Genomic DNA, 20,527 nt, shown 5'->3' with positions numbered 1-20,527 from the left:
CTAACGTGACTCGGTGTCCCACCAGATGACACCCTGCCTCACAGGTCTGGCACCAATGACTCGCCAACCCTCGTCCGTGGACTCGAGGTAGTCTTCGATCACTGCCTCGAGTCTCTGGCGGGCGGGGGAATCCTGGGCAAGGAACAGCCTGTTGGACAACTCCTCGGTAGCGGCGTCTACTGACTCGAATGACTGCGCTCTCGTAGAGGTCAACATCCGGATGCTGGGATAGACGTCCATCTCCCATAGCACATTCACTAGCTCAGGCATCGCTGGTAGGTTGATCCTGCGCTCACCGTGCACAGGCTCCCAGAGTGCTGCGACGTTCGACTGCGGGGAATCAACGAAAGACAACAGCACTACTCGTCGCCGTGCATGAGCGTTGATCTTCTCGATGAATGGTATTATGTCGGCGACGCCATAGACGACGTGTGAACAGAGGACAACGTCCTCTGGTTCAATTTCTGCAGTCTCCCACTCTGAATGGACGGAAGCGACGTTTGACTGCCCAGCCTCGTTGGTTGCTTCCTGCAACTGCTCCAGCATTGACTCTGATGGGTCAACCACTGTCACCGACTCGCACTTCAACGAAAGAGCGATGGCGAACCTGCCTGCACCGCCTCCAACGTCGAGCACGGTTGAAACGGAACCGATGAGTTCTGAGATGGCGTTCAGCGCCTCGTCGTCGTTCCGACGAGGGTCTGCCCTGAACATTGGGGCCAGGTTCTTCCAGAAGTCACCCTGACGCCACGATTCATCCATGACTTTTAGCGACTGTTCGTGATGTGACTCTACTCGGAGTCTCCATGATTCAGCTGCTGACTTCTGCATGTTTTGAGTCTTCCTGTTCCCTTAGATGCGAGTTCAAAACGTCGTGTACTGAGATTATGTCACCAGGTACGGCATGAATCCAATTTAATCAGACGCTGGAGGTGTGCCAAGTCTTGCGTCAGGAGGCTGGAAGTAGTAGATTCTCTGCATAGATTCAGCAGATTCTGGAATCGTTCAAAAAGGGAGCGTTTCAATGGTTACGCAGAATGGCAACCACGACAAGACCCTAGTAGTCGTTCAGCTTTCCGGAGGGAACGACACCCTCAACACCGTCGTACCCTACAACGACGGTCTCTATTACGACTACAGACAGACGGTCCACGTTGATGGTGACGCGGTGCATCCCATCAGCGACGACCTCGCGTTCAACCCGAGCATGGGACCGGTCAAGCGCCTGTGGGACGAGGGTAAGGTCGCGGTCATCAACGGGATCGGCTACCCCAACCCTAACAGGTCTCACTTCCGTTCGATGGACATATGGCACACTGCCATGCCGGACGAGATCGGCCGAGAGGGCTGGCTTGGCCGCGCAACACGCGAGTTGGACCCGACCGGCGACAACGTTCTGACCGCGGTCAACTTCGGAAGGGGAATGCCCAGGGCGCTTGGCGTAAGAGGTGTACCTGTTGCTTCCGTCGGAAACCTTGAGACGTATGGACTGTTCCCTGACGTGCAGGACGAGTTCCTGCGAAAGTACGCACTCGATGCATTCGCAAAGATGTACGGAGGCGCGCAGGGCAGGGACGCCGTTATGGACTTCCTTGGCCAGACGGGAACCGACGCGTTGAAGGGCGCTGATATTCTGAGGACCGCTCCTGCTCAGTACCAGTCCTCAATCGAGTACGCAGCCAATCCGATCGCTCAGAGCCTAAAGAGCGTCGCCCAGGTGATGCTGGCAGATCTTGGCACCAGGGTCTTCTACACCCAGCACGGCAGTTTCGACACCCACTCAGGTGAGTTGGTAAGTCACGCCAAGCTCTGGGATGAGGTCGCTGGTGGAATCGGCGACTTCTACGACGACCTCAGGGAGCATGGCCGTGAGAACGACGCCGTGATCCTCGTATTCTCCGAGTTCGGTCGCCGCGTCAAGGACAATGGCTCCGGCACGGACCACGGCTCCGGCGGCACCGCCTTCGTGATCGGAGGCGAGGTTAAGGGCGGACTCTACGGACAGTATCCCTCACTGGCGCCTGACATGCAGCTTGAGGGCGACCTTCACTACAACAACGATTTCAGGATGACCTATTCGACGCTGCTGGAACGCTGGTTCCACCTCGACTCCGAACCGATCGTTAACGGCAGGTTCGAGCAGTTTGACTTCCTTCCCGCCTAAGACGTCTCAATTGATTTCACACTCAGGAGGATTGTGCAGATGACCACCACTACGGCAGACGTTGCACTGATGGCCCATCTCATGCGCAGGGCCGGCTTCGGAGCCGGCCGCGAGGAGCTGGAGGAGCAGGTAGCAAGAGGCTACGAGAACGTAGTCGAGGACCTGCTGCATCCCTCGGCTGACAGCCGGGAGAACCTTCCCGACGATCTGATTCGTCGCTACCATGTCGACCAGTCTGAGCTTCGCCAGCTGGACGGCGCTGGCGCGTACTGGATGTACCAGATGATTACGACGAATCATCCTCTAGAGGAGAAGCTCGCGCTCTTCTGGCACGGTCTGTTTGCGACGGGCTATGCGAAGCTGAACCAGGCCAGGGCTCTCTTGAACCAGGTAGATATGTTCAAGCGCACAGGGTTCGGCAGCTTCAGGGATATTCTCATCGAGCTGTCCAAGGACCCGGCCATGATTATCTGGCTGGACAATAACGATAACCATGACGGCGCCATCAACGAGAACTACGGCAGAGAGCTGCTGGAACTCTTCTCGATGGGCATCGGCAACTACACGGAGGACGACATCAAAGAGGCGTCTCGCGCCTTTACAGGATGGACTCTGAAGAACGCCGAGTACATGTCCATGCGAGCCATGAAGGACTCGATCTGGCCGTATGGCCGCATCGCGTGGCACTTCGAGTACCGCGAAGATGACCATGACACAGGCGACAAGGAATTCCTCGGTGAGCGCGGAGCCTTCGGCGGCGGCGAAATTGTCGACATCATTTGCAGGCAGGACGCGACTGCACGGTTTATCTGCACGCGTCTGTTCCAGTTCTTCGGCGCTGACGAGATCGACGAGAGAGGGGAAGCTGCAATCGAGCAGATGATGGCTTCCTACTTCGAATCCGACTACGAGATCAGGTCGGTACTCAGGACCCTCTTCAACTCCGAGTTCTTCAAGGGTGAGGCGGCCCGTTATGCGCGCGTGAAGGCCCCTGTGGAAACAGTTGTTGGCGCGGTCAGGATGGCGGGGTCCTACCGCCAGCCGACCCTGGGCGTGAACCAGCTCGCCAGCCAGGCCTTCTACATGGGGCAGGGGCTGCTCCAGCCCCCCACGGTGGAGGGCTGGCACGAGGGCGTAGAGTGGATCGACAGCGGTTCACTCGTCGAGCGGGTGAACTTCGCCGCCAAAGAGCTTGGCAATCCCTCTAACCCCGGTGTGCGTGCAATCGTGGACAGGCTTGCCAGAGATGGCGGTACTGCCCAGTCGGCTGCCGACGTCGTGGACGGTTGCCTGGACCTGATGGGGCCCCTGCAGGTTGAGGACAGCACACGAGAGGCGATCGTCGAGTTTGCATCGCAGTTTGGTGACATGGACCTTGAAGCCGAAGGGTCGGTCGAGGCCGTTGCTAACGTTATGCGTCTGATCGCGTCGTCCAAGGAATACCAACTGGCTTAGACAGGCCTTCAGGAGCCAGCAAGACCGAAGGAATGAGCCGGTGTAAGTAAACGCCGGCTCATTGGCGACAGACCGGCAAGAAGCTGACGGAGATGGGGATTATAACTTGACCACACAGGAAAGCGCTACCACACTCAGCTTCGACTACCTCAAGACGATCGGCATCGTAAACAATGGCGACAACGGACGTGGGTTCGCTAATCCCTACGACATCGCCTTTCGTCCGGACGGTCGTATTTTTGTACTGAATCGTTGTGACCCTGCTCGTGCCGTGGCCATCAGGGTAGGCGTGCTGAATCTCGACGAAGAATACCTGTACGAGTTTGGAAACGGTTACGGTCAGGGGGACGGTCAGCTTATCTGGCCCGTGGCCATGGCTTTCGACAGCGAAGACCGTCTGTACATTACCGACGAATACAACAACCGCGTTTGCATCTATGATGCTGATGGCAAGTTTGTCAGTCAGTGGGGTGAAGCGGGCTCGGACCCCGGCCAGTTTGGCGGACCTGCGGGCATCGCAATCGATTCACATGACAATCTCTACATAGCCGATCAACAGAACGGACGCGTTCAGAAGATGTCGCCAGACGGAGAATTGATCATCGCCTGGGGCGAGCCAGGGTCAGGAAACGGTCAGTTCAACCTGCCATGGGGTGTCGGGGTTGGACCGGATGACGCAGTTTACGTCGCCGACTGGCGTAACGACCGCGTTCAGAAGTTCTCACCCGATGGTGACTACATACAGACCTATGGGAAGTCCGGTATGGGTGCTGGGGAACTTAGTAGACCATCCGGTGTCGCCGTGGCATCGGACGGAGTTGTGGCCGTTGCCGACTGGGGAAACGAACGGATACAGGTCTTCAATCCTGATGGCTCGTTCTTGACGACGCTCAGAGGACAGGCCACAGTTTCCAAGTGGGCCGCTGACTACTACTCGTCCAACCCCGAGGAATGGGAGCTCCGGCAGATATCGCAGCTCGTCCCGGACGAACTGCCTGAACACCTCCAAACCCCCTATCACACGTCCTCTCAGGTCGAGCCGTACTTCTGGGGTCCCGTGGCAGTCAGACTCGACAGAGAAGACAAAATGTACGTCGTCGAGACCAACCGCCACCGCTTCCAGGTGTACCAGAAGTCTTCCTAGTTAGACCTACCCACAGGGCAGTGTGACCCTGCTACGTTGGCGGTTGAATCAGTTCAACGTAGTTGCCCTCGGGATCCTGGATGTAGCATATCCCTCGCCTCTTGCCGTCCGGCATTTCGTGGAAGATTGGGGCGGTAATAAACCTAATTCCCTGTGCCTTGAGCTTGGACGCAAGGTCGGCGAGGTCACTGACGTTGAAGCAGACGTGGGCTGCGCCCAGTTGATGCCTGTGCAGGTGCCCATCCGGACTTGGTGGATCGATGAAGTGAACAAGTTCCAGGACGTGCTCACCTTCAGGCTTCCCGACGAAGACTAACGTCCTACGCGCTCCCGGAATGCCTGTGTGGTCGCCTTCGGGTGGGGCTACACTGTCGACCTCCCTCATGACATTTAGACCGAGCGTATCCCTGTAGAACTCCACCATCGCCTTGATGTCTTTGACAACGAATCCAGAGTGATTGAAGCCGGTTACCATGCCTCTCCTCCCTTGCCTGTTCTGTGCCGAGTTTACGTCACTGGCCACCATGCGACAATCTGCGTTGCATCGCTCCGACGGCCTGTGTATCCTTCCTTGACGGACGCAGGCATCAGCATGAGTTTCGGGATAGTTTCCTTGACTGAACGCATTAGACCACCCTGGCTCGCGGCCACTATCAGACGTCTGGACTCCTGGATCACGTGGGGAGTGACAGGCTTCGCGATTGGCCTCGCACTCGGCGTGAACTCAATTTCCGTTTGGCTGATCGCAATTGGATTGGGTCTGTTTATTGCGTATCTGGCGTTGCATGGCCCGGCCCGGCGCGAGACCGAAGGAGCGCTGTTCGCCTGCGGCGGGGTGTTCATGATCACCTGGATCGCCGGGTTTGTTGTTCGCGGGCTTGTACTGTGACTCCAGGTACCTTGACGGTTAAGACTGATCCTCGAGTCACTTGTGAGATATTCGGATGACTCAACGAACTGGCCGCCGTCGCGTACAGCTTTTCGTCACATGTGTTGTTGACCAGTTCTTCCCTGAAGTCGGTGAGGCTGTAGTAGACGTACTCGAGGCCCTCGACATCGAGGTCGAGTTTGACACATCCCAGACCTGCTGCGGACAGCCAGCATTCAACTCTGGATTCTGGAACGAAGCTCGCCCTGTCGCCAGAAGGCTCCTAGGCCAACTGGACCATTCTGTTCCCGTAGTGATTCCTTCAGGATCATGCACAGCGATGATCCGCAACTACTACGAGGAACTGTTCGCCGACGATCCGGTCAATCTCGCTCGCGCGGGTTCACTGGCTGGAAATGTCTATGAATTCAGTGAATTCCTCGTCGACAAAGTTGGTCCGCCAGAACTGGAGCAACTGTTCCAGACGTCCGCGGCAGATGAGGTCGAAGTAGCCTTCCACGAGGCCTGTCACGCCAAGCGCGAGCTTGGTATCGATGCTCAGCCAAAGTCCTTGATCGATGCAGTTCCCGGATTTCGTCGAGTGGATTTGGACCAAGCCGAAGTGTGTTGCGGATTCGGCGGTACATTCGCAGTTAAGTACGCCGATATTTCTGGCGCAATGCTGAGTGATAAGCTGGACAGCATTGAGCGAAGTGGCGCGGACGTCGTTTCCGCGTGCGACACAAGCTGCCTTATGCACATCGGTGGTGGCCTGCGCCGTCGCGGTAGCCAGGTTCGACCTGCCCACTTTGCAGAGCTTATTTCGCAGGGTCTCAAGGAGGACTAGAGCTTGGAGCCCCGCACCAGCCAGTTCAGACAAGGTTCGGCCAGCGCGCTAGCCGACAACCAGATCCAGCGCAATTTAGATGGCCTCTATTCCGGCTTCCACAGCGCCCGCATTTCTGCTTCTGGCGCGACAACGAATTGGGAAGAGCTGCGTGAACGTGGGCGCCAGATCAAGTGGCACGTAATCGAGAACCTGGACCACTACCTCGATCTTCTCGCGACAAATGTTGAGAAGGCCGGAGGGAAGGTCTACTTCGCCAAAGACGCCAAGGCAGCTTCGGACTACGTTGTCTCAGTAGCGAACAATCGCGGTGTCGAGATGGTCGTGAAGAGCAAATCCATGCTCTCCGAGGAGATGGGACTAAACGAGCGGCTTGAGTCCGAGGGGATCGAGCCAGTGGAGACCGACCTGGGTGAGTACATCGTACAGCTCGCCGGCGACACGCCGTTCCACATAATCGCGCCCGCGATCCACAAGTCTCGTGAGCAGGTCTCGGACCTCTTCGCTGAGAAACTAGGCACTGACAGGATAGAGGATATCGAGGAGCTTACCCGTGAGGCCCGTCGGCAGCTTAGGGAGAAGTTTCTGGCGGCAGGCATGGGCATTTCGGGGGCGAATTTCCTGGTAGCCGAGTCAGGCACCGTCACCCTGGTTACGAACGAAGGAAACGGCCGGATGGTCACATCCATGCCGAAGGTGCACATTGCGATCTCAGGTATGGAGAAGGTAGTCCCCTCACTTGAGGACCTTGGCCTGTTCCTGCGATTGCTGATCAGGTCGGCGACGGGACAGATGCTATCCAGCTATGTCACGACCGTGACCGGTCCGAGGCGCTCCGAAGAGGAAGATGGACCGGAAGAGTTTCACCTGGTAATTGTCGATAACGGACGCTCTCGCCTGCTTGCCGATGAACATCTCCGCGAAGGGCTTCTCTGCCTCCGCTGCGGGGCGTGTCTGAACGCCTGTCCGGTCTATCGAAAGGTAGGCGGCCACGCATACGGCTGGGTGTATCCCGGCCCCATTGGCTCGATTGTGTCCCCCATGTTGACTGGACTGTCAGACGCCAAGGACCTTCCATACGCGTCAACCCTTTGCGGGGCGTGCAAGGAAGCGTGTCCAGTCAAGATAGACATCCCGAGAATGCTTTTGTATTTGCGCAAGGAGCTCACCCAGGGGGATAACTATCCATCGGACAAGTCTGTTGACAGCGCAGAGAAGCTGGCAATGAAAGGCTGGCGCGCGTCGGTTTCCAGTGCTGGAACCATGCAGTTCGCCAACTGGGTCGGAAGACTCGGTCAGTCACTGGTTTCGCGACAATCGGAAAGCCCCGGACTGCCGGGTCCGCTGTCGGGATGGACTGATCACCGGGACATGCCTGAGCTAAAGGAGTCGTTCAGGTCTCGATGGAAGAGGCTCCAGAAGGAATGAACGAGCGGGCGGAGTTTCTACAGCGAATACGGACCTCCCTGGGACGTTCGGAGCCCGTAACCGCGCCCGCCGGCGACGCACCGCCTGCACGGGGGCCCGTCGATGAGTTGGCAGCCCGTGTCCAGGCCGCCGAGGGTTTGGCCAGCGGGGATGCTGATGCACTCATGGACGCACTCGCAACTTCAGGAGAGGCCTCCGGATGGGTGGTCAAAAGGGTGCCCAGCGCTGAGGAGGCCGGGCAGTACGTTCTGGAGGTTGCACGAGACCTCGAGGCAAGGTCTGCGGTCCACTCGCTCCACAACGTCGTCCAGGATGCATTATACGGCGACCTGTTTTCCAGCACGGGGATTGAACTGGTCCCAGTTGAGGTCGATCGTGCAAGCGAAGATGCAGAGAGTGAATCTCGCGCGACCCTGAGAGCCGCCATGGCCAGCGCAGACCTGGGAATCACGGGAGTTGACTACGCTATCGCCGAGACTGGCACCTGCGTGATCATACCTGCGACTGGATCCAGCCGCCTTGTGTCCCTTCTTCCACCGGTTCACATTGCACTGATCGAGCGAGGCCAGGTACTTCCGACCCTAGATGAGCTGTTCACATTGCGACGCCGGGACTTCGTCGATGGGGCAGTGCGAAGCTACATGAACCTCATCACAGGACCCAGCCGCACCGCAGATATCGAGTACAAGCTCGTGACTGGTGTGCATGGTCCCGGTGAAGTGCACATGGTGCTGATAGGGTAGGGGACACCAGGACCTAGAGGGTACCGAACACCTTCGCTCCAGTCCTCATGAGCCTCAGCATTCGCTCAGTTGACCGGGTTATGAGCTCAGCGGCTCGTTCTGAGGCTTCGTCGAGCGTCATAGGGCCTGTCGGAATCGAAAGCGCTCCGTCAATTCCGTGGTCGTGGACCAGTTCGTAGCGCTCTCCAAGTGTGCCAGCTATGGCGACCACTGGAATTCCAAGGGCCTGGGCTCGCCGCGCGACGCCAATAGGGGCCTTGTTGTACAGCGTCTGGTAGTCCAGTTCCCCCTCACCGGTAATGACCAGATCAGCGCCTTCCAGGTGCTCGTCGATGTTCACGATGTCCATGACTATATCGACGCCTGTGCGCAGTTCAGCGTTCAGAAAGGCCACCATGCCGCCACCGAGGCCTCCGGCAGCGCCAGATCCCTGAAGATGCTCGACATCTACATCTAAGTCTCTGCGTACAACCTCCGCGAAGTTCCCCAAGGCTGAGTCCAGACTGGCAACCATGTCCGGCGTAGCGCCCTTCTGAGGCCCGTAAATGGCCGATGCGCCCTCGGGACCGGTAAGAGGGTTGGTTACGTCACAGGCGACCATTAATGTCGATTCCAGGGCCCTGTCATCGAGACCAGACAGGTCGACCCTGTCCAGTTGGGCTAGAGCGGCGCCGCCCAGTGCGAGATTATTGCCGCTACTATCTAGCAGTGAAACTCCCAACGCCTGCGCCATTCCGGCTCCAGCATCGTTCGTTGCACTGCCGCCGATACCGACGATGAATCTGCGGAATCCCTCGTCCAGAGCTGCTGCAATCGCTTCACCAAGACCATAGGTGGTGGAGTTCAATGGATCCCTGGCATCTAAGGGAACGAGAGCCAGCCCGGAGGTACGCGCCATTTCAATTACGGCGGTTACTCCGTCGCCCATAGCTCCCCACAAGGCCTCTCTCTGCTCTCCCAGGGGGCCAGTTACCAGTGCAGTGCGTACAGAGCCACTGGAACCTTCGACCAGCGTCTCCAGGGTACCGTCGCCGCCGTCGGCAACGGGTATCAAGTAAGTGTCGGCATCTGGCAACACGTTGAGTACGCCAGCCTCCATAGCTTTCGCTGCATTGAGTGCCGAGATGCTTCCCTTAAAGGCCTGTGGTGCAATGACAATTCTCATATCAGGCACATTTTAGGGAACGTTGACAGCCAAGGGGAAGCTCGCTAGCTAAATGATTATGATATGGCCATAGGTAACTAGTACAATAGCAGACAATCATTGTGGGCACTTTGCCGTTTGCGATCAAGGTGTTAAACTAGATGAATAGTAGTATAGGGAGACCAAGTCCATGCCCAGGGAAAGAGCTACGCAGCCAACAAGGCAGCTGTATGCCCAGATAAGGGAGGATATTTACCTCGCTTCCAAGGCAAGGGCGGCAGAAATGAGGGTCCCACTACGGGAATTCATAGAGGACGCCCTCGAGTCGGCTCTTAGTGGCGAGCACTCTCGCGCCGATGTCCCCAGGTCCGTGTGGGATGACGAATATCTCGGTATGCAGCTTCGCCAGCCACTCGGTTCGCCTGTGGAACTCACCTCAGAGGAAGCAAAGGCGATAGTTCGTGAGGCACTTCAAAGGTAGCTCAGGTGTGTAGGGAGTCTTCGGACAATGAACGACGCGCTTATATTGGATACTGGTGTAGTAGAGAGCTTGTGGACGGGTGGTGAGGGAACGGGGTGGTTGGAGGCGGTCGTCAACGGAGACGGCAAGGCTGCAGTCTCGACAGTGACTGTGGCGGAGATGGTGCGGAAAGCTCCTGACAGGCGGGCGGAGATTCAGCTTGAAGCACTGCTGGACTCCGTCGAGGTACTCGACCTGAGCGCAACCGTTGCGAGGCGAGCGGGACAGATCGTACGTGAGCTTGATTCTCCAAATCCGGAAGCAATGCTGAGCGCCGTCGTCGCCGCAACGGCACTGGAGAATGGTCTGTCTGTAGCCTGTATAGACGATGAATTCTTTTCCGCTATGGGCTGCAGCATAGGAGGAATCTAGAGTCATTCGCCCGTCGAACTGCCGAGTCCGTTTCCCGGACAGCTCTTGGAAAGATCTAAGCGCAGTTTAGATTCGCTAGTCTATAATGACTGTGTAGAGCATCGCCGTCGGCGTAACCTTGGGCTGTCAGGTGTGCTCTCGGCAGAATCCGCCAACTCAGATCGGATGGCAACGGCACAATGTCAATGGTGCGCCGAACTCTCCTAGCCGTGGTTGTCATCCTGGTTGCGTCATCGTTTGCAGTGAGCGAGTTACAGGGGCAGGGCGGAGGTGGCGTCCTAGTGGGGCGCCTCGATTCACAGATTGATCCCGTGTCCGCCCGGGTTGTGAGGGGATGGATTGAAGACGCAGAGGCTCGCAGCGCGCGTCTTCTCGTTCTGGAGATCGACACTCCCGGCGGACGGCTTGACTCAATGCGAGACATGACCGGCGCGCTGTTGGACTCCACTGTCCCGGTGGCTGTGATCGTGACTCCCGCCGGGGCTAGAGCCGCGTCTGCCGGCACCTTTATTGTGGCTTCTGGCCATGTCGCGGCGATGACTCCAGGAACGACGATTGGCGCAGCTTCTCCGGTCGATGCAGGTGGAAACGACCTACGTGAAACGATAAAGGCCAAAGCATCCCAGGATGCAGCGGCACTTCTGCGTGGCATCGCTGCCCAGAGAGGTCGCAATTCTGAGGCGCTTGAGAAGACAATTTTCGAAGCCAGTTCTTACTCTGCGGAGGAGGCGCTTGAGCTTGGTGTGGTCGATCTTAATGTCCGAGACGTGTCCGATCTTATTGCCAAGCTCGACGGCACCGAGATTGAAGTGCAGGGGACGACAGTAACGCTTGCAACGTCCCAGGCTAGTGTCGAACTTCTGGAGGCGACACCCGTCCAACGATTCCAGGGATGGCTCGCCAACCCTCACCTGGTTTTCATCCTCTTCGCAGTCGGTGGGATCCTGATAATCGTTGAACTGGTTAGCCCGGGTGGATGGATCCCGGGTGCAGTAGGACTCGGCCTGCTGCTGCTGGCCTTTGTGGGAATTGGCAACTTACCGGTCAACTGGATCGGCCTCGCGCTCATGGGAGGAGGGCTGGTGCTGCTGTTCGTTGAACTTCAGGCGCCAGGATGGGGTGGATTCGGAGCAGCAGGCGGAATAGCCTTCGTCATTGGTGGATTTCTTCTGTTCGGTGACACGAGCGTTCCGGGCCTGCCCGCGCCTGACATGCGGGTGGGCTGGGCCGTACTGGCTGGCACGGCCGTGTTTATAGCAATATCCGTCTTTGGTCTATTCCACTTTTCCAGGAAGGCCCAAGACATCACGGTGGTTTCACGTGCTTCACAGATCATTGGACAGACCGGAGTAGTCAGGTCCACCCTGGATCCCATAGGCACTGTTCACCTGGCAGGTGAGTTGTGGACCGCAGAATCAGAGTCCGGAGACACAATCGAAAGTGGGGAGACCGTAGTCGCAGCAGAACTGGACGGAGTGAAACTTAGGGTCGTAAGAGAGAGCAGTTTAGGCGCCATATAAAGGAGCATCACGTGATTCCATATCTGAAGATAGTTCGCCAGTATGAACGTATCGCGATCTTTACCCTAGGTAAGTATGCCGGATTGCGGCAGCCGGGCCTGAGTCTGCTGTTCTGGCCGTTTCACGTTACCAGCACTGTTGACCTGCGCGAGGAGGTTATGGACATCCCACGCCAGACCAACATCACCCTGGATAATGCACCTATTGATATAGATTTCCTTGTTTACATGCGAATCATGGAGGATCAGGCGGAGAGGGCAGTTCTCGAAGTAGTTGACTACCATGCCGCCGTTGTCGGGATGGCGACTACTACACTCCGCGCTGTCATTGGCGAAATGAACGTGGATGACGTCCTGTCACAGAGGGAACGAATCAACGAAGACCTCCGCATCAAGCTCGATGATATAACAGGACGGTGGGGAATCAAGGTAACCCAGGTCGAGATCAGCGAGATCGAACCGGCGCGGGATATCCAGGAGGCCATGAACCGTCAGATGTCTGCAGAGCGCATTCGCCGAGCCGCGGTTACGGAGGCTGAAGGCATTAGGCAAGCAGCAATTACTGTCGCTGAAGGTGAGAAGCAGTCCGCCATCCTCCGTGCAGAGGGACTCAGGCAGTCCGAGATTCTGACTGCTGAAGGCGATCAGCAGGCCGCGATACTTCGGGCTGAGGGATTCAGCACTGCCTTGGACAGGATTTCGAATGTTGCCGAGGGGATTGATGCTAACACGCTCAGCCTTCAGTACTTTGACACGCTCAAGGCTCTGGGGAGCAGCGAAAGCACTAAGTTCATCTTCCCAATGGAGTTCACGAACCTGTTGAATCCGTTTATCAACGCCGCAACCGGAGCCGCAGCGGTAAACTCAAGGGAAGCAGACTAGCTGAAGTGGGCGACCCAGCCTGCTAGTAGCCCATTGAACCACGCATGGGGGATAAGTTCGGGCTAGATGTGGTCCTTGATCGCCCGAGCCACGGTCAAGGTCAGACCAGGCACGGCCGCGACCTCTTCAAGCGATGCCTCACGGATACCTTTGACCGAGCCGAACCTTCGGATCAGCATTCGCTTACGCTTGGGTCCGACACCGGGTACAAGGTCCAGGGTAGACTGCACACTCTTCTTCGAGCGCCGCTCGCGATGGAACGTGATCGCGAACCGGTGTGCTTCATCACGTACCCGCTGGACCAGGAACAGACCCTGTGCGTCGCGAGGGAGGACAATCGGGTCGCTTACGTAGGGAACGAATAGCTCCTCGTTCTCCTTGGCGAGGCTGGACAATGGAATGTCGTTGATTCCCAGCTCCAGGAAGACCTGTAAGGCTGCTCCAAGATGCCCCTTGCCGCCGTCTATCAGGACGAGGTCGGGGATGATTCCCCAGGCGTTTCCGTTATCGCGCTCACTTCCTCGTCCGTTTGCTTGGTTTTCTCCTCCAGCTGCTTCCGACTTCCGCGATTCAGAGAGTCGTTTGAACCGGCGTGTAAGCACCTCGCGCATCATGGAGTAGTCGTCCACACCGGCGACCGACTTTATCTTGAATCTGCGGTAGTGGGCAGACTTAGGCCTGCCATCTTCGAACACCACCATGCTGCCCACGGAATTTGTGCCCTGGATATTGGAAATGTCGTAGCATTCGATCCTGCGTGGCAGTTCAGGCAGACTCAGGGCTTCCTGAAGCTCCTCAAGGGCCTGTTGGTTGTTTGTGGACTCGTGAAGTCGGCGGACTCTTAGCTGATTCAAGCCCTGTTCAGCATTCTGGGCCACCATCTGGACCAGTTTTCGCTTCTCGCCCCTCTGTGGCACGTGAAGCTGGACTGCTCCCTGCCTCTTGGTTCGCAGCCATGCGACGATGGCTTCAAAGTCTTCAGGCAAGTGCTGAAGCAGAACTCGCCTGGGTACGTATGGGTTGGCAGAGTAGAACTGCTTGACGAAGGCTGCCATCACCTCGGCAGGCTCATCACCCTCAGACCTGTGCATCAGGAAGTTCTCGCGTCCGACCAACTTGCCTTGCCTGATGAAAAAGACTTCAACCCACGCGTCGCGTCCTTCCTGCGCGAGCGCGATGACGTCGACGTTCTCGTTCGAGAGATGGAGTACCTTCTGTCCCTCGTGGACCCTCTCGATCGCCTGAATCTGGTCCCTCAATACGGCGGCGCGCTCGAACTCGAGGTTTTCCGAGGACTCTATCATGCGAGACCGTATGCCCTTTACGACCTGGTCGGTACGGCCCTCGAGGAACAGCGCAACCTGGTCGATGATTTCGTGGTACTGGACCCTGTCGACCTCGCCGATACACGGGCCCGCACAACGATGAATGAAGTAGTCGAGACACGCTCGGTCATCGTTGCCGGTTATGGTCTTTGTGCAAGATCTGTACGGGAATAGCTTCTTAAGCAGTGCCAGAGTCTTGCGAACACTTGAAGCGCTTGCGAAGGGGCCAAAGTACCGGGCTCCGTCCTCACGTACCCTGCGTGTGACGTAAACGATCGGGAAGTCCTCGGTCGTATCGATCTTGATAAAGGGGTAGGACTTGTCGTCCTTCAGACGGGAGTTATACTGCGGTTGGTGCTCCTTGATGAGGTTGTTCTCAAGGATCAGCGCCTCCTGCTCGGACTCCGTTACGATGAACTCGAAGTCCACAATGCGGCGCACCATCTGCCTAATCTTGGGATGCAGTCCCCATGGACTGCCAAAGTAAGACGAGACCCGATTGCGAAGGCTGGCAGCCTTTCCAACGTAGATGATCTCCCCGGAGGCGTCGCGCATCAGATAGACGCCGGGCTCTGGGGGAAGGGCGCGAAGTCGTTGGGTAAAGACTGGAGTCTCAGCCACTGCCACGCTGCCAGTGGCGTCTCTGTGGGCTTCTATCATGTGGCCGAACCGAAATCAGTTCCCACCGAGCTGCACGGGATACGTCCCGGCCGGCAGGGTAACCAAGTTGTCGGGAACGCTAAATTCGTCTCATCCGAGAACAAAGGTGAGTACGGCGAGAGCAATCGCCATTAGGCCCGTCAGGGCACCAATTCTTCGCAGCTCAGAGCCCAGGTACGGATACATCTGCAGCGGCTCCATCGGAGCGCGGGCCCGGGACGACCTTCTGCGTGCCTGAGTTGCCACAGCGGGTGTGGTCTCCTGGGCCCGGGCTGTCGAGGGAGTTTCCAGCGCAGAAGCCGTAGCCGTCGCAGGGGAGGGGCGTGCCTGCCTGCGCACTTCCTGAACCTGCGGCTGCTCGGTAGCCTCTACTCGTGCCCTGCCTGTTCGCCGTCGACGTCTACCGCTGAGTTGGGCCTGGCGCGTTGCTGCGCGCTTGCTCCTGCCCTTGCTTGGCATTTGGATTCGCTCCTGTTGGGGAATGACTCCCTTTGAGGATAGCGGTCTAGCGGCGACTTGTAAAATTCACGCCCTCGGATGGGCTGTGTCATACTCGGAGCGGACATGCTCACTGGTCAGGTAGGTGTAGATCTGCGTTGTCGTGATGCTCGCGTGTCCAAGCAGTTCCTGCACGTGGCGCAGTGGCGCCCCACCTCTAAGGAGATGAGTGGCGAAGCTGTGCCTTAGAGTATGCGGAGTAACACGTCCTTCCAGTCTGGCTTCCGCTGTGTACTTCTTCAGGATGAGCCAGAAACCCTGCCTGGTTAACCTGTTGCCTCTCCTGTTCAGGAACAGCGCCGCCGGCTCCCTCTCGCCGGCCAGCGCCGGCCGGGAGTCTTGAATGTAGAGATCCACCAGACCTACCGCATCAGGATGAACAGGAATGATTCGCTCCTTGCCTCCCTTACCCTGGCATCGCACCGATCCGTCTGTAAGATCGATGTCCGCGAGGTCGAGAGCAGTCAGCTCGCTGACTCTCATGCCGGTCGCGTACAGCAGGTCCAGCATTGCCAGGTCTCGCAGCCCCTCAGGTGAATCCAGGGATGCTGGAACCGAGAGCAGCCTCTCAATCTCGTCGAATGTCAGGGGGTCGGGAAGTGAACGACCAACCTTGGGAGTGCCCACATTTGCCGTCGGGTTGTTCTCCAGGACCTGTTCCATGACCAGGAACCCGAACATCGACTTTAGTGATGCAATCTTGCGCGCTCTCGTAGTTTCCGAATATCCTAACTCGTGCAAATGAAGTACATAGTCTGAGATCGTCTGTTCCGAGATGTCAGCCCATGTGAATGGGCGGAAACGGCCTGAATACTGAGCGTCGAGGTACTCAGTCAACTGCACCAGATCGTTTCGGTAAGCGGCGATCGTATTGTTCGAAACACCTCGTTCAACTGTCATGTAGTGAAGGAAATCTTCGAGTTGCTCTCTCATGGAAGCCCTTTCGACACAGGCTGTGACACGGATTCCTTCAAGTGTACGGCCCATGTGCCCCGATTGCGTCCTGAGTTGACGGTCTCATAAGACGGAGATTTCGCGGATCAACAGTCCGAAACACCCCGCCGGGTTAGCCGTTCTAGTCGGAGACACTCCACATGGTTGATATCGTCGTTGGCCCAAATCTCGTCGCGTTCTCTGCGTTCGTGCTGAGCTGGCACGGATTCTTCAGTTTCATAGCAGTGGCGACCGCGGTGTTCCTCGTGGGCAGGTGGGCGCCCGCGCGTGGCATCCATCCTGACGACATCTACTCCATCGCTATCTGGGCAATAATCGGCGGAATTCTGGGGGCCAGGGCAGTCCACGTAATCGACCACTGGGACTTCTATCAGAACTCCCCTGGACAGATACTGGCGATCTGGAGCGGTGGAATTGGGCTCTGGGGAGGAATCCTCGGCGGGTTCATCGCCGGAGTGGCCTACGCAGCCTGGAGGAAGCACCCCGTGGGGGTAATAGCCGATCTGACCGCGCCAGCATTGCTGTTGGTCCAGACGATTGGCCGACTCGGCGACATCGTGAACGGGGAACATTGCGCCAAGGCCTGGGATTTTGCCCTGGGATTCATGTGGACGAACCCAGCCTCAGACGCGGCACGTTGCGCCAACGGAATCGGTGTGTCAGTTCAGCCGGTCATTGCCTACGAAATAATCTGGAATATGCTGTCGCTGATCGTGGTCTGGAAGCTTCGTAATCGGCTCCGACCGGACGGCATGCTATTCGCCCTATACCTTGCCCTGTACTCCATAGGTCGATTCGGAATCACATTCTTGCGTGAAGACCGGATCTGGGCGTTTGGAATGCAGGAAGCGCACTACATCGCGTTGCTGGTACTCGCGATCACTGTGCCGCTGCTGCTAATCAAGGCACGGCCTGTGCCGGCAGGCGAGGTTGCTGTCGAGCCTGAAGATGTGCAGCCAAGAGACAGTCGCACAAGGGCCCAGCGCCGCAGGCAGGACCGACGCTAGATTAGTCGAGGCTGTTGGGTAGGTTCGAAGTCTTCGACCACGAGTTGAAGACTCGTGCGTCCATTCCAGACGTTCGTCTCCATCTCATAGACGATATCGATGCTCGAACCGGTGGGCGCCTCCGCGATTCGGTCGCCCATTCGGAACGCTATCGCGTCCCAGGTCCTCTTGTCATCTGCGACCCTGAGCTTGAGGTGCTTCCCCGAACCCACGGATCGAGAGTCCACTACCCGAAGCCCACTCGCAGCGAACTTGGGCCTTGGATTGTCCTTTCCGAATGGCGCCAGCTTCTCAGTAAACTCGAACATGTCACGTTCCAAGGCTGATGGATCGCAGACCATATCAATTTCAATTCTGGGCTTACCTGACTGGATTCCCTGAGAGACCTGAACTGATTCCAATTGCTGGGCCAACTCGCTCAGGTTTTCGTTCGGAATAGTGAACCCAGCCGCCTGCTCATGTCCCCCGAATTGAGTCATAAGGTGGCCTGCAGGCTCGATTACTTCCATCAGGTTGAAGCCGTCGATGCTCCGCGCGCTCGCTCTGCTAAGTTGATCACCCACCGCGACCGCAATCACAGGTCTGGTGTACGTCTCAGCAATACGTGAGGCAATCAGGCCAACTATGCCGTCACTCCAGTCGCGCCTTCCCACCATTACGATTCCCGGAATTTCGTCGCCCCATCTCTCGAGAATCTGGCCTTCCGCCTGTTTAACGCCCTTCTCGGTTGCGGTTCTACGTACCGCGTTTAGCCTGTCGATCTGAGAAGCCATTGACCTGGCCTGAGCCAGGTCAGTTGTCGTGAGCAGGCTCAGGCTGATCCCTGGATCGGCCAACCTCCCGGGGGCGTTCAGTCTCGGGATGATCTGAAATGACAGCGAACCCGTGTCCAGGTTTTGTCCTCCAATGCCGGAGACTGCTGTAAGCGCCTCCAAACCAACAGAAGGGCTGGCGTTCATCCTTCGTAGCCCCTCAGCGACGATGTAACGGTTTTCCCCCTGAAGAGGCCCGACGTCGCCCACGGTTCCGAGGGCGGTGAGTGCGAGAAGCTCGGGTGGTTCCTGCCTATCCCTGTAGCGGTAGAGGGCCTGCGCCACTTTGTAGGCTGTGCCGGCGCCAGTGAGGTGCTCGAATGGGTATTCCGAGTCGGGCCGTCTCGGATTGACCATGGCGACGACAGGGTAGGGAGGTTGGTCCAATAGGAGGTGGTGGTCCGTGACTATCGTGTCCACACCGAGGTCGGAAGCCTCTTCTATTTCTGATTCGGAGGTCGAACCACAGTCCACGGTTACCAGCAGGGTCACCCCTCGACTCGCAAGGGACTGTACTGCCTCCAGTCCCAGGCCGTGGCCTTCGGCAACCCGGTCTGGAATGTACGATACGACATCCGCGCCTAGATCGCGGAGAGCGGTCGACATGACGGCTGTACCGCTGATCCCGTCGATGTCGAAATCTCCGAATACGCCGATCGTCTCACCCTGTTCAGCTGCCGTGATCAATCGGCTTACAGCAGCATCCATGTCTGGCATCAGCCAGGGGTCGTGCGAATGAGAAGTGTCAGGGGACAGGAACTCCTGAACGGAGGCCCCGGTAGTCAGGCCACGGTTGTACAGCAGCTGGCAATGTGCCTGAGGCAGACCGATTTCGCGGACAACGGACGCAGGTACTGTCGGGAGGATGGCCCAGTTAGGTTTCATTTCATTCTCCCGGAACGCCGCTTGGTTAGTTGGTATCTAGCTTGCGAACTCCTGGAAGACCAGGGAGGCGTTGTGCCCTCCGAAGCCGAAGGAGTTGCTCATGGCGCTTCTAATACGGCCCCGCCTCGGCATGTGAGGTGTGTAGTCAAGGTCGCAGTCAGGGTCGGGCGACTCAAGATTGATCGTAGGCGGGATCGCCCACTTGGAGAGCGCGAACACTGTCACTGCTGCTTCCAGGGCGCCACTGGCGCCAAGGAGGTGGCCTGTCATGGACTTTGTAGAGCTGATAGGTATGTTGTATGCCTCTTCACCGAACACGGCCTTGACTGCCATCGTCTCATACTTGTCGTTCAGCGGAGTCGATGTTCCGTGTGCGTTGATGTAGCCAATCTCGTCTGGCTGAACTTTGGCCTGGTTCAAGGCGTTTCGCATTGCGCGAGCTGCACCTTCACCCTCCGGGGCTGGTTGAGTAATGTGATGGGCGTCAGCAGTGGAGCCGTAGCCGGAGAGTTCTGCAATAGGCTCGGCACCCCTCGCTACGGCGTGTTCCAAGGTTTCAAGCACCAGTGCGGCTCCGCCTTCTCCCATCACGAATCCATCCCTTTCGGCGTCGAAGGGACGGGAGGCTCGTTCCGGTTCGTCGTTTCTCTTTGAGAGTGCATGGCAGGCATTGAATCCAGCAACCCCGATAGGGCAGACGGCTGCTTCTGAACCGCCAGCAACCGCAACGTCAGCATCACCCCTCCTGAGGGCTTCGAATGCCTGACCTATTGTGTCTGCAGCGCTTGAACACGCCGACACTGTGCTGTAGTTCGGCCCTTTTGCTCCAAGAATCATTGAGATCTGACCCGATGCCATGTCCGGAAGCATCATAGGGACCAGGAACGGCGAGATACGGTTAGGTCCTCGATTGCCGAGCACTCCGATCTGGCTCTCAAGAGTGATGAGGCCACCAATTCCGCTGGCCATCATCACGGAGACCCTTGTCTGGTTATCTGGAGTAACGCTTATCTCTGCCGCGTCTACGGCCTCGAGGGCGGCCGCTGCACCAAGTTGGACGAACCTGTCCATCCTTCGCGCCTGCTTCCTGCCGACTATCGAGTCCGGATCGAAGTCCTTGACCTCGGCCGCGATTGTTGTCCCGTGGCCTTCCGTGTCGAAAGCTGTGATCTGATCAACGCCTGACTTTCCCGCCAGGAGATTCTTCCAGGTTGAACCTGCGTCCAGCCCCAGGGGGCTGACGACACCGACTCCTGTTACAACGACTCTGTTTGCGTGCATCAAGTTAAGTCTCCCTCGG

20 protein-coding genes are annotated in these 20,527 nt (G+C 57.6%); 12 read left to right on the top strand and 8 right to left on the bottom strand.

What is annotated here, in order from left to right; translation table 11 throughout:
- Entirely contained in the window at positions 1-831 is an 831-nt protein-coding gene (locus J4G14_00705) for a class I SAM-dependent methyltransferase (GenBank protein ID MCE2456320.1), read from the bottom strand.
- Positions 832-1,024: 193 nt separating this feature from the next.
- Between J4G14_00705 and J4G14_00700 the strand changes: the two genes are divergently transcribed.
- The 3 genes from J4G14_00700 to J4G14_00690 all read left to right on the top strand — a co-directional run bounded on the left by J4G14_00700 (position 1,025) and on the right by J4G14_00690 (position 4,763).
- Positions 1,025-2,164 (top strand): DUF1501 domain-containing protein, encoded by a 1,140-nt coding sequence (locus J4G14_00700; protein ID MCE2456319.1) that lies wholly within the window; start codon positions 1,025-1,027, stop codon positions 2,162-2,164.
- 39 nt (positions 2,165-2,203) lie between these two features.
- Complete coding sequence (locus J4G14_00695; protein MCE2456318.1) at positions 2,204-3,619, top strand: DUF1800 domain-containing protein; 1,416 nt, start codon at positions 2,204-2,206, stop codon at positions 3,617-3,619.
- Between the two features lie 106 nt (positions 3,620-3,725).
- Entirely contained in the window at positions 3,726-4,763 is a 1,038-nt protein-coding gene (locus J4G14_00690; protein ID MCE2456317.1) for an NHL repeat-containing protein, read from the top strand.
- Positions 4,764-4,794: 31 nt separating this feature from the next.
- Here the strand turns inward: J4G14_00690 and J4G14_00685 are convergent, their stop codons facing one another.
- Positions 4,795-5,238, bottom strand: a complete 444-nt coding sequence (locus tag J4G14_00685) for a VOC family protein (protein MCE2456316.1) — start codon at positions 5,236-5,238, stop codon at positions 4,795-4,797.
- A 138-nt stretch (positions 5,239-5,376) separates the two neighbouring features.
- Between J4G14_00685 and J4G14_00680 the strand changes: the two genes are divergently transcribed.
- Genes J4G14_00680 through J4G14_00665 form a run of 4 tightly spaced genes read left to right on the top strand, consistent with a single transcriptional unit; the run spans position 5,377 to position 8,649 of the window.
- Positions 5,377-5,652, top strand: a complete 276-nt coding sequence (locus tag J4G14_00680; GenBank protein MCE2456315.1) for a hypothetical protein — start codon at positions 5,377-5,379, stop codon at positions 5,650-5,652.
- 55 nt (positions 5,653-5,707) lie between these two features.
- Entirely contained in the window at positions 5,708-6,478 is a 771-nt protein-coding gene (locus J4G14_00675) for a (Fe-S)-binding protein (protein MCE2456314.1), read from the top strand.
- A 3-nt stretch (positions 6,479-6,481) separates the two neighbouring features.
- The gene (locus J4G14_00670; protein MCE2456313.1) at positions 6,482-7,906 is read left to right on the top strand and encodes an iron-sulfur cluster-binding protein; all 1,425 of its coding nucleotides are present in this window, start codon (positions 6,482-6,484) and stop codon (positions 7,904-7,906) included.
- The gene (locus tag J4G14_00665) at positions 7,882-8,649 is read left to right on the top strand and encodes a lactate utilization protein (protein MCE2456312.1); all 768 of its coding nucleotides are present in this window, start codon (positions 7,882-7,884) and stop codon (positions 8,647-8,649) included. The genes J4G14_00670 and J4G14_00665 overlap by 25 nt, the downstream gene beginning before the upstream one ends.
- A 13-nt stretch (positions 8,650-8,662) precedes the next feature.
- On the opposite strand, the gene J4G14_00660 is transcribed toward J4G14_00665, so the two are convergent.
- Positions 8,663-9,814 carry a glycerate kinase gene (locus J4G14_00660; protein MCE2456311.1) on the bottom strand — a complete coding sequence of 384 codons (1,152 nt, stop codon included), beginning with the start codon at positions 9,812-9,814 and terminating at the stop codon, positions 8,663-8,665.
- 169 nt (positions 9,815-9,983) lie between these two features.
- Between J4G14_00660 and J4G14_00655 the strand changes: the two genes are divergently transcribed.
- From J4G14_00655 to J4G14_00640, 4 genes are all read left to right on the top strand, one after another.
- Entirely contained in the window at positions 9,984-10,274 is a 291-nt protein-coding gene (locus J4G14_00655) for a hypothetical protein (protein ID MCE2456310.1), read from the top strand.
- 27 nt (positions 10,275-10,301) lie between these two features.
- Positions 10,302-10,685, top strand: a complete 384-nt coding sequence (locus J4G14_00650; protein ID MCE2456309.1) for a PIN domain-containing protein — start codon at positions 10,302-10,304, stop codon at positions 10,683-10,685.
- Positions 10,686-10,870: 185 nt separating this feature from the next.
- Positions 10,871-12,205 (top strand): nodulation protein NfeD, encoded by a 1,335-nt coding sequence (locus tag J4G14_00645; protein MCE2456308.1) that lies wholly within the window; start codon positions 10,871-10,873, stop codon positions 12,203-12,205.
- Entirely contained in the window at positions 12,202-13,086 is an 885-nt protein-coding gene (locus J4G14_00640) for an SPFH/Band 7/PHB domain protein (GenBank protein ID MCE2456307.1), read from the top strand. The genes J4G14_00645 and J4G14_00640 overlap by 4 nt, the downstream gene beginning before the upstream one ends.
- 62 nt (positions 13,087-13,148) lie before the next feature.
- On the opposite strand, the gene uvrC is transcribed toward J4G14_00640, so the two are convergent.
- The 3 genes from uvrC to xerD all read right to left on the bottom strand — a co-directional run bounded on the left by uvrC (position 13,149) and on the right by xerD (position 16,502).
- Positions 13,149-15,071 carry an excinuclease ABC subunit UvrC gene (gene uvrC, locus J4G14_00635; GenBank protein ID MCE2456306.1) on the bottom strand — a complete coding sequence of 641 codons (1,923 nt, stop codon included), beginning with the start codon at positions 15,069-15,071 and terminating at the stop codon, positions 13,149-13,151.
- Positions 15,072-15,161: 90 nt separating this feature from the next.
- Entirely contained in the window at positions 15,162-15,530 is a 369-nt protein-coding gene (locus tag J4G14_00630; GenBank protein MCE2456305.1) for a hypothetical protein, read from the bottom strand.
- A gap of 66 nt (positions 15,531-15,596) precedes the next feature.
- A complete protein-coding gene (xerD, locus tag J4G14_00625) occupies positions 15,597-16,502 on the bottom strand; it encodes a site-specific tyrosine recombinase XerD (protein MCE2456304.1) in 906 nt (301 codons plus the stop codon).
- A gap of 161 nt (positions 16,503-16,663) precedes the next feature.
- On the opposite strand from xerD, the gene J4G14_00620 reads away from it, so the two are divergent.
- The gene (locus tag J4G14_00620; protein MCE2456303.1) at positions 16,664-17,530 is read left to right on the top strand and encodes a prolipoprotein diacylglyceryl transferase; all 867 of its coding nucleotides are present in this window, start codon (positions 16,664-16,666) and stop codon (positions 17,528-17,530) included.
- Here J4G14_00620 and recJ read toward each other — a convergent pair.
- Positions 17,527-19,227 (bottom strand): single-stranded-DNA-specific exonuclease RecJ, encoded by a 1,701-nt coding sequence (gene recJ / locus J4G14_00615; GenBank protein MCE2456302.1) that lies wholly within the window; start codon positions 19,225-19,227, stop codon positions 17,527-17,529. The genes J4G14_00620 and recJ overlap by 4 nt on opposite strands.
- A 36-nt stretch (positions 19,228-19,263) precedes the next feature.
- Positions 19,264-20,508 carry a beta-ketoacyl-ACP synthase II gene (gene fabF / locus J4G14_00610; GenBank protein ID MCE2456301.1) on the bottom strand — a complete coding sequence of 415 codons (1,245 nt, stop codon included), beginning with the start codon at positions 20,506-20,508 and terminating at the stop codon, positions 19,264-19,266.
- Between the last annotated feature and the right edge of the window lie 19 nt (positions 20,509-20,527).

This window comes from Dehalococcoidia bacterium (assembly GCA_021295915.1).
Classification (GTDB): Bacteria; Chloroflexota; Dehalococcoidia; order Lucifugimonadales; family UBA1123; genus VXRN01.
Note: the sequence above shows the minus strand (reverse complement) of the source record. Positions and strands in the feature narration are given on the sequence as shown.

Coding starts and splice junctions, on each gene's coding strand:
- J4G14_00695 (MCE2456318.1), top strand. CDS start 2,204: ATGACCACCACTACGGCAGACGTTGCACTGATGGCCCATCTCATGCGC.
- J4G14_00660 (MCE2456311.1), bottom strand. CDS start 9,814: ATGAGAATTGTCATTGCACCACAGGCCTTTAAGGGAAGCATCTCGGCA.
- J4G14_00630 (MCE2456305.1), bottom strand. CDS start 15,530: ATGCCAAGCAAGGGCAGGAGCAAGCGCGCAGCAACGCGCCAGGCCCAA.
- J4G14_00700 (MCE2456319.1), top strand. CDS start 1,025: ATGGTTACGCAGAATGGCAACCACGACAAGACCCTAGTAGTCGTTCAG.
- J4G14_00675 (MCE2456314.1), top strand. CDS start 5,708: ATGACTCAACGAACTGGCCGCCGTCGCGTACAGCTTTTCGTCACATGT.
- uvrC (MCE2456306.1), bottom strand. CDS start 15,071: ATGATAGAAGCCCACAGAGACGCCACTGGCAGCGTGGCAGTGGCTGAG.
- xerD (MCE2456304.1), bottom strand. CDS start 16,502: ATGAGAGAGCAACTCGAAGATTTCCTTCACTACATGACAGTTGAACGA.
- J4G14_00645 (MCE2456308.1), top strand. CDS start 10,871: ATGGTGCGCCGAACTCTCCTAGCCGTGGTTGTCATCCTGGTTGCGTCA.
- J4G14_00650 (MCE2456309.1), top strand. CDS start 10,302: ATGAACGACGCGCTTATATTGGATACTGGTGTAGTAGAGAGCTTGTGG.
- J4G14_00705 (MCE2456320.1), bottom strand. CDS start 831: ATGCAGAAGTCAGCAGCTGAATCATGGAGACTCCGAGTAGAGTCACAT.
- J4G14_00665 (MCE2456312.1), top strand. CDS start 7,882: ATGGAAGAGGCTCCAGAAGGAATGAACGAGCGGGCGGAGTTTCTACAG.
- J4G14_00620 (MCE2456303.1), top strand. CDS start 16,664: ATGGTTGATATCGTCGTTGGCCCAAATCTCGTCGCGTTCTCTGCGTTC.
- J4G14_00655 (MCE2456310.1), top strand. CDS start 9,984: ATGCCCAGGGAAAGAGCTACGCAGCCAACAAGGCAGCTGTATGCCCAG.
- J4G14_00685 (MCE2456316.1), bottom strand. CDS start 5,238: ATGGTAACCGGCTTCAATCACTCTGGATTCGTTGTCAAAGACATCAAG.
- recJ (MCE2456302.1), bottom strand. CDS start 19,227: ATGAAACCTAACTGGGCCATCCTCCCGACAGTACCTGCGTCCGTTGTC.
- fabF (MCE2456301.1), bottom strand. CDS start 20,508: ATGCACGCAAACAGAGTCGTTGTAACAGGAGTCGGTGTCGTCAGCCCC.